This window comes from Caballeronia sp. (assembly GCF_028292365.1).
GTDB lineage: Bacteria > Pseudomonadota > Gammaproteobacteria > Burkholderiales > Burkholderiaceae > Caballeronia.
Genome location: NZ_JAQGMM010000201.1, coordinates 1 through 5912, shown reverse-complemented (window position 1 = coordinate 5912; position 5912 = coordinate 1). Strand labels below are relative to the sequence as shown.

Below are 5912 nucleotides of genomic sequence, written 5' to 3'. Positions count from 1 at the left end.
TGGCGCCTCCGGGAAGCCCATGTCAAACCAAGCGCGCGCCCAATGATGATGGTCGACAACATGCAGCGCGCCGGAGGGCCCAAGCACGACCGCGATGGCGTGTTCTTCAGCGAACGAACGCCTTTTTTCGGGTTTTAGTTCGCGATAGCTGCTCTTTTTTTCTTCCACCTGGGCATAACCAATCGCGCCCTGCGTTGGACGCAGCGTGGCCCACTGAACCCAGCGTGACGGGGAACCTTGGGTGTTCGGCACACCCTTCCCCGGCTGCGAACTGTTTTCCATGTGTACCCCCAAGACCCGGCAACCCGTCGACTGACGATGTCTAAAGTCCCAAGAGGTGGAAGCAAACGGCGCGCCCACGATTACGGTCGGCACGTCGGTTAAAGGTATGGACCTTGCGCGGTATTTGTCATCCGAAAGAAGGGAGCGATTGAAACAATGAACAGCATAAGTCGCACTTTCGACCGTGGAGCGCCGGCAGAAGCAAACTTCGAGGCCTATGCCAATCCTCTTGTCGCCGAATCGCTCGAACACGCTTCCGCTCTTGAGGGCGGCGTGGACGCCGAAATGCTTCACAGACTTCGCGTCGCATCGCGCCAATGCGAACACTGCTCTAAGGCATATCGGCCAATCCTCAATGAAAAATTCGACAATGAGCAGCGGGAGCTATTCAAGTCGCTCGCCAACGCAGCGGACAACACGAGGGACTGGGACATACTGATTAGTCTTCTCCAGAAAGGTAACGACGGTCCACTGGTGGACGCTCTAAAAAAAGGACCGGAACGAAACTGCAAAAAAGAGCGCCGAGACGCTGCGCAACTCGCGGTTAGACAGCTCGCCTCACGAAGCGGTCAACGAAGCCCACCGTGAATTGGAGAACGCGCCGGCGGAACGTCGCTCCGGAAATTCGCGCGAAATCGATTGAAAGCAGCCCTAAAGCAACTGAAAAGGCGTATGCGCCACGCCGCAAAGCCGACAGCTCTGACTACAATTCTTACCACGGTGTGCGTAAGGCTCGTCAGAAAGTGCGCTACCTCATTGATTTTTTTGAGCCGCTTCTCGACAAAAAGCGGCGCAAAATGTTGAAGAATTTAAAGCGGTTGCAAAAGCTGTTTGGAGCACTGAACGATGTCGTCGCAAGCCAGGAGCTACTTTCTGCGCGTCGCGCTTCATTGCCGCGCTGCGCAAACGCCGAACACGCCCTTCACTCGCTGGAAAAAGAACAGAGGCGCCGAAGCCGGACATCCGTTTTGTGATTCACGCCCAAATGCCCGGTAGTCTGGAGGCCCACTACCAGGAAGCCGGACGTGCGGGCCGTGACGGCGAGCCAGCAAATTGCATCCTGCTATTCGAACTCGAGGATAAGCAAGTCCAGCAATTTTTCCCGGGCGGTCGCTATCCCGGGGTCGACCAAGTCTTACGCATTGCGGCTGCCTTGCGACGCCTTGCTGCCGAAAACGACGGGCAAGCGATTGAGCAACCGGTAGAAGCGCTTCACGAAGCGCTGCCCGATATCGGCACGAACAAACTGCGAACCGCACTCTCGCTGATGCGCGAGATCGCCATGGTGCGCCGCACGCGCCGCGGCGCCGTCAAGCTACAGGCGTGCAACGCGGAACAGCATGCGGATGAACGTCTGCGGGAAGCCGCACAGCGCTACTTGGCGATGGCCGAGAATGACCGCGACGTCCTCGAACGAATGATCGGCTACGCGCAAAGTGCCCAATGCCGCTGGCGGATCGTTCTCGATTACTTCACCACACAGATGGTGAGCATCGGTACGTCGCGGGCGGTACCGAGTGAGCGTAGTCGCGGCAATGCCTGCGCAAGCATTGGCGATGAACTGGACGGTGGAGTCTGCGGCAACTGTGACAACTGCCTCGATCCCCCAACGATCACACCCGGCCCGCGCGAAATCCGCGAAGCGCAGTACGATACGCAAAACAAGCAGTCGGCCGTCCGACAGGCAAAAAGCTGGCAGGTGGGTGACGAAGTAACGGTGCGCCGTTATGGCGCAGGTGTGGTGACGCTTGCAAGCGGCGAACGCGTGGCAGTGACCTTTCCGGACGGACAGACCCGCACGTTCATCTCGCGATATCTGAGGCCGACAATAAGCGGCAGATAGACGAAGGGGCGGGCTGCGTCGATTTCCTGAGCGCCTGGTGTTGCCTCAAGAAGGAATGTTTCTCCGTGTTGACCAGATCGACGCCGACCACCAGCTGTTGCCACTCCAAAACACCGTGTCGCTTCACTTTCTCGACCGCTAGATTTCATCGCCCTCGCCTCGGACGCAGCAGCGTACGTGCGCGCCCTCTCGGGTCGCGGCTCAGGGCTCCCGTTCTGGCAAGCGCGACGAGGGCTAAACCAGCGCCGAAAGCCGCATAGATCGGCAGGAATGAGCGCGGTGCCACGTGTGCCTCAAAACCAGGCGTAACCCTTTCGGGAACGACGTGATAGTCCACGACGTATGCAGCGACCGCTGTAACCGCAGCGGTTCGAATGATACTCGCCGGCGATGTACGGCGGCCGAGCAGCGTTTCAAATAACGCTCCCCAGAAAATGCCTGCGCTCCAATAAATGAAAGCGCCGGTACCGGTCAACCGGGCGCTGGGCCGCTCGTCGAGGAACGCTTCGGCAGGCCAAACGCAGTGCGAGACCGCGTTGATCGGCGCGACGGCGCTTGCTCCGTTTTTCACTGCTTCACGCGAGGCGACTGCGGCGGACGTGACGGCTGCGCCTGTGCCGGACGCAAACGCGCGGGCGAGCATTTTTACGATTCTCATAGCTTTCTCCTGTTGGGGATATCAGCCCCGCAAGGAACGTTCTCCGTCATCGCCGCTGCCCGCCAACGAACATCCCTCTTTGTCGGATAGGGACAAACGACACGCGACATCCAGGCAAAGCCACATTGGCTGAACGTTGGTGTCCGGTCGAAATGGCACGCCCTCAAAGGGATGGCAGCGGCGGCGGCATGTAGCTGGCCTTCGCAGCCTACGCCGGCAACTGGCAACGAATCCGGCCGCGAAGAGCCGAACAACCCAAAGCAGCAGGCTGGCGAATGCGTATTGCTTGGGGGAGAAAGGGTGTGCTTGATCAGCTTCTATACCCATCGTTTAGCCGGATGGTCGCAGTTCCGTCACGCGCATAGCGGACGGGTTGGTCGACCTCGTTGGTACGACATTACGTGACATAGCCGGTCCTACTCGGCCTGACCGGCTCCGGTGAGGCAACCAGTGTTCCGCTTCCGCGGCTTACTTGCCCGCTTCGTGTTGGCACGAGCGGTGCTATCCCGTTACGCCACGGGAGCCAATAATGCCCAACTCGACCATTGCAACACCCGAGAACTCGAGCCCCGCGTTGTCGTTGCATCCGCCACTGCATGGATGGCGGCGCTGGCTGTTCGCGACGACCCATAAAGACATCGGGACTTCGATCTTTTGTTCTTGTTCAGGATGTTTCTGGTGGGCAGGTTCATGGCGCTTGCTATTCGCGCAAAGCTCTTCGAGCCCTTTTTCGGTTCAGAAGCCGAATGGCGCGGATGGACCTGAGTGGACCATTCGCAGCCCGGCTCCGCATCATACGTTCGAATCGCCGGCGTGCGTGCTCTGGCCGCGTCGGGTCGCAGCTACTTTGCACGGGTCAGCAGCATGACAACGGTGCTATGCATTGAACGACCGAGGCTTATTCTCAAGCGGGCAGTGTTGCGGCGCACTCACCCGCCAAGCGTCTGCTTCTGCTTGGCCAACGTCGGACACGCAGTGGCGGGCGTCGTGGATTGCTTGGTAGAACTTAAACGCGGTCTTGTCGGCCAGCAACATTCGCTGCCACGGCACGGCTGGGGTTACCCGACGAAAGCGGACCTTGTGATAGGCGTGATACTTGTCGAGTCAGCAGAGTTGTGGAGCGTCGTCGAGCAGCAGCCGACTGACCGCTCATTGGAAACGCCCGCGCGGGCTTGTGATTATCGGTCGTACTGGAGCTTGATGTTCGCTGGGGTAGTGACCTATCGGTCTGCAACGCAAAGCGTATTTCAGACGGCGTTTCATCGCCGGCTGGACCGAGAAACGAATGAGTTTTCGTTGGTAGACGAAGGAGACGCTGACCTCGAGTACGTTGGAAAGCGTGTTAGCTGAGGCTTCCGCAATCAGGCCGCGGTCGACCGGTGGTAATTTTTATAACTAGGAGCAAACATGATAACGTCGAGCCCGAAGAACGTGACGGAGCAGGACACCAAGGCCGCCTCATCCGGTAGCGCCGCAACGGGCGTGCGGAGCATCCAAGAGGGCTAAAAAAGGTTGTGCGATAAGTAGGTTTTTCAAAATTAACCTCATGACATACAGGCTTTTTTGCGCTCACGAATTAAATCAAATCCGACAGACAGCATTCGTTTGTATGTCCATCGTGATACACAATGCAGCATCTTGTTCACTGGTCAAGTTGACTAAGAGGTCGACAATGCATGCAGAGGTGCTGCATACCTCAAAGACCGTTTTGGCCGACCAACGGTCGGAGGTCGCCCACGAACGTCCGCTTCACTTTGCGAAGCGTCACTGCTGTTTACATGTGCCGACGGACCGCTCCGGGTCGACAAGAGGCGGTCGTGCCTGCTCTACAACGGCCGCTCGAAGCGCCTCGGTTATACGAGGAGAACCGACTGAATCATGAGTGGGCTCCGCGGCAGTAGCATCGCCTTAAGGCCAATCGCAATGCCACTGTTTTTTGCCCACACGGCTTTGTATGAAAACGCGTAAGGCCTTTCCGCCGACGCCCGGGGTTCGCAATCGCGTATGGAAACGGGGATTAGCGCGGACAGACAGCAGGAAGCCGCGTCCGACCTACCGCGGAGCGAGCATCGTTCCACGGCAATGCAGCGCGCCGAATCGACACGCATGCAGCTTTTCGATGGCAGCCGTGCGACGGCCTTTGACGTCCAGTAAATAGTCAATGAACAACTCTTCGCCGGTCATGATGTCAGCGAGTGCCCGGATAAACACACGACGCCCCTTTTGCTCTGCCTCGCAGTTCGGCTGGCAGCAATGGTTGAGCCAACGCGCAGAATTGCCACCGCGTGCACCGTCGATGACGTGTCGGTCATCCAGCCCAAAGAAAAACGTGCGGCCATCCTCGGCCAAAACGCCAAAACCCGGCTGGCCCGCACCGGCCATATTCGGAGCGACGCCGGCATGTCCGCACTGGTCGTAGGCCGCGCACTTTTGCGGATCCGACAGCATCTCGTAGGCCTCTTTGACGTCCTTGAAGCGCTTTTCCGCGTCCTTGCTGTCCGGATTGCGGTCAGGGTGATGCTTCATCGCCAGCCCGCGGTATGCCTTCTTGATTTCAGCGTCGCTCGCGTTCTTCGCGACGTCCAAAACCTCGTAGAAATCCCGTTTCGCCATATCGGTTCAGCCGCCACGCTCTATCAAACGATGCGCCGCGGCGCCCTCCTGGATCCTTCGAGCCTCGAAACGCATAGGGTCAGTCGACGTTTGAAATTTGTGGGGGCGCTCGTGGTTCACGCATGAAAATGGGAGCGCCCCAAAAACAACCTGCCTCGTAAGCCATATAGTCGCGAGGTACCTTCTGTGTCCTTTGCTCAACCGGACGCCCCAGCGAGATTGCCATGCAGTAGTCTCGCCTGCTTTCACACAAGGCCGACTCCCCGTTGATGAGACGAACCGGTCCTGCGGCTTATGCCGCAGCGTCGAGTCAGTCCTTCTTCACTTCCTTGAAGTCGGCATCGACAACATCGTCGTGCTGCTCCGGCGCCGCTTGCGCACCCGGACCGCCTGCTGCGCCCGCCCCACCCGCTGCCGCGCCCGCCGCACCTTGCGCTGCAGCCATGTCGGCGTACATCTTTTCGCCGAGTTTCTGCGACGCCGTTGCCAGCGTTTCGATCTTCGCGTCGATCGCGG

The 5912-nt window shown here is 58.8% G+C and carries 6 protein-coding genes and 2 pseudogenes; 4 read left to right on the top strand and 4 right to left on the bottom strand.

Going from position 1 to position 5912, the window contains the following annotated elements; all coding sequences use genetic code 11:
* A partial coding sequence (locus tag JWR14_RS12525) for a ParB-like protein (protein ID WP_299706718.1) occupies positions 1–576 on the bottom strand: 576 nt, incomplete at its 3' end.
* Between JWR14_RS12525 and JWR14_RS12520 the strand changes: the two genes are divergently transcribed.
* Genes JWR14_RS12520 through JWR14_RS12510 form a run of 3 tightly spaced genes read left to right on the top strand, consistent with a single transcriptional unit; the run spans position 568 to position 2125 of the window.
* Entirely contained in the window at positions 568–870 is a 303-nt protein-coding gene (locus tag JWR14_RS12520) for a CHAD domain-containing protein (RefSeq protein WP_299706715.1), read from the top strand. The two genes, JWR14_RS12525 and JWR14_RS12520, sit on opposite strands and share 9 nt — an antisense overlap.
* Positions 867–1256: a CHAD domain-containing protein gene (locus JWR14_RS12515; RefSeq protein ID WP_299706712.1), complete on the top strand. Its 390-nt coding sequence runs from the start codon at positions 867–869 to the stop codon at positions 1254–1256. The genes JWR14_RS12520 and JWR14_RS12515 overlap by 4 nt, the downstream gene beginning before the upstream one ends.
* Positions 1253–2125, top strand: a complete 873-nt coding sequence (locus JWR14_RS12510) for a RecQ family zinc-binding domain-containing protein (RefSeq protein ID WP_299706709.1) — start codon at positions 1253–1255, stop codon at positions 2123–2125. Before JWR14_RS12515 ends, JWR14_RS12510 begins: the two co-directional genes overlap by 4 nt.
* A gap of 145 nt (positions 2126–2270) precedes the next feature.
* Here JWR14_RS12510 and JWR14_RS12505 read toward each other — a convergent pair whose 3' ends face one another.
* Entirely contained in the window at positions 2271–2783 is a 513-nt protein-coding gene (locus JWR14_RS12505; RefSeq protein WP_299706706.1) for a hypothetical protein, read from the bottom strand.
* A 544-nt stretch (positions 2784–3327) separates the two neighbouring features.
* Here JWR14_RS12505 and JWR14_RS12500 point away from each other — a divergent pair.
* Positions 3328–3509: pseudogene (locus JWR14_RS12500) on the top strand (hypothetical protein); the annotation flags it as partial.
* 1326 nt (positions 3510–4835) lie between these two features.
* Here JWR14_RS12500 and JWR14_RS12495 read toward each other — a convergent pair.
* Both JWR14_RS12495 and dnaK read right to left on the bottom strand, forming a co-directional pair.
* Entirely contained in the window at positions 4836–5396 is a 561-nt protein-coding gene (locus JWR14_RS12495; RefSeq protein ID WP_299706703.1) for a DnaJ domain-containing protein, read from the bottom strand.
* Positions 5397–5706: 310 nt separating this feature from the next.
* A pseudogene (gene dnaK, locus JWR14_RS12490) lies at positions 5707–5912 on the bottom strand (molecular chaperone DnaK); the annotation flags it as partial.

Bases quoted from the DNA above. Each gene is read 5' to 3' on its own strand.
- JWR14_RS12520 (WP_299706715.1), top strand. From the start codon at position 568: ATGCTTCACAGACTTCGCGTCGCATCGCGCCAATGCGAACACTGCTCT.
- JWR14_RS12505 (WP_299706706.1), bottom strand. From the start codon at position 2,783: ATGAGAATCGTAAAAATGCTCGCCCGCGCGTTTGCGTCCGGCACAGGC.
- JWR14_RS12495 (WP_299706703.1), bottom strand. From the start codon at position 5,396: ATGGCGAAACGGGATTTCTACGAGGTTTTGGACGTCGCGAAGAACGCG.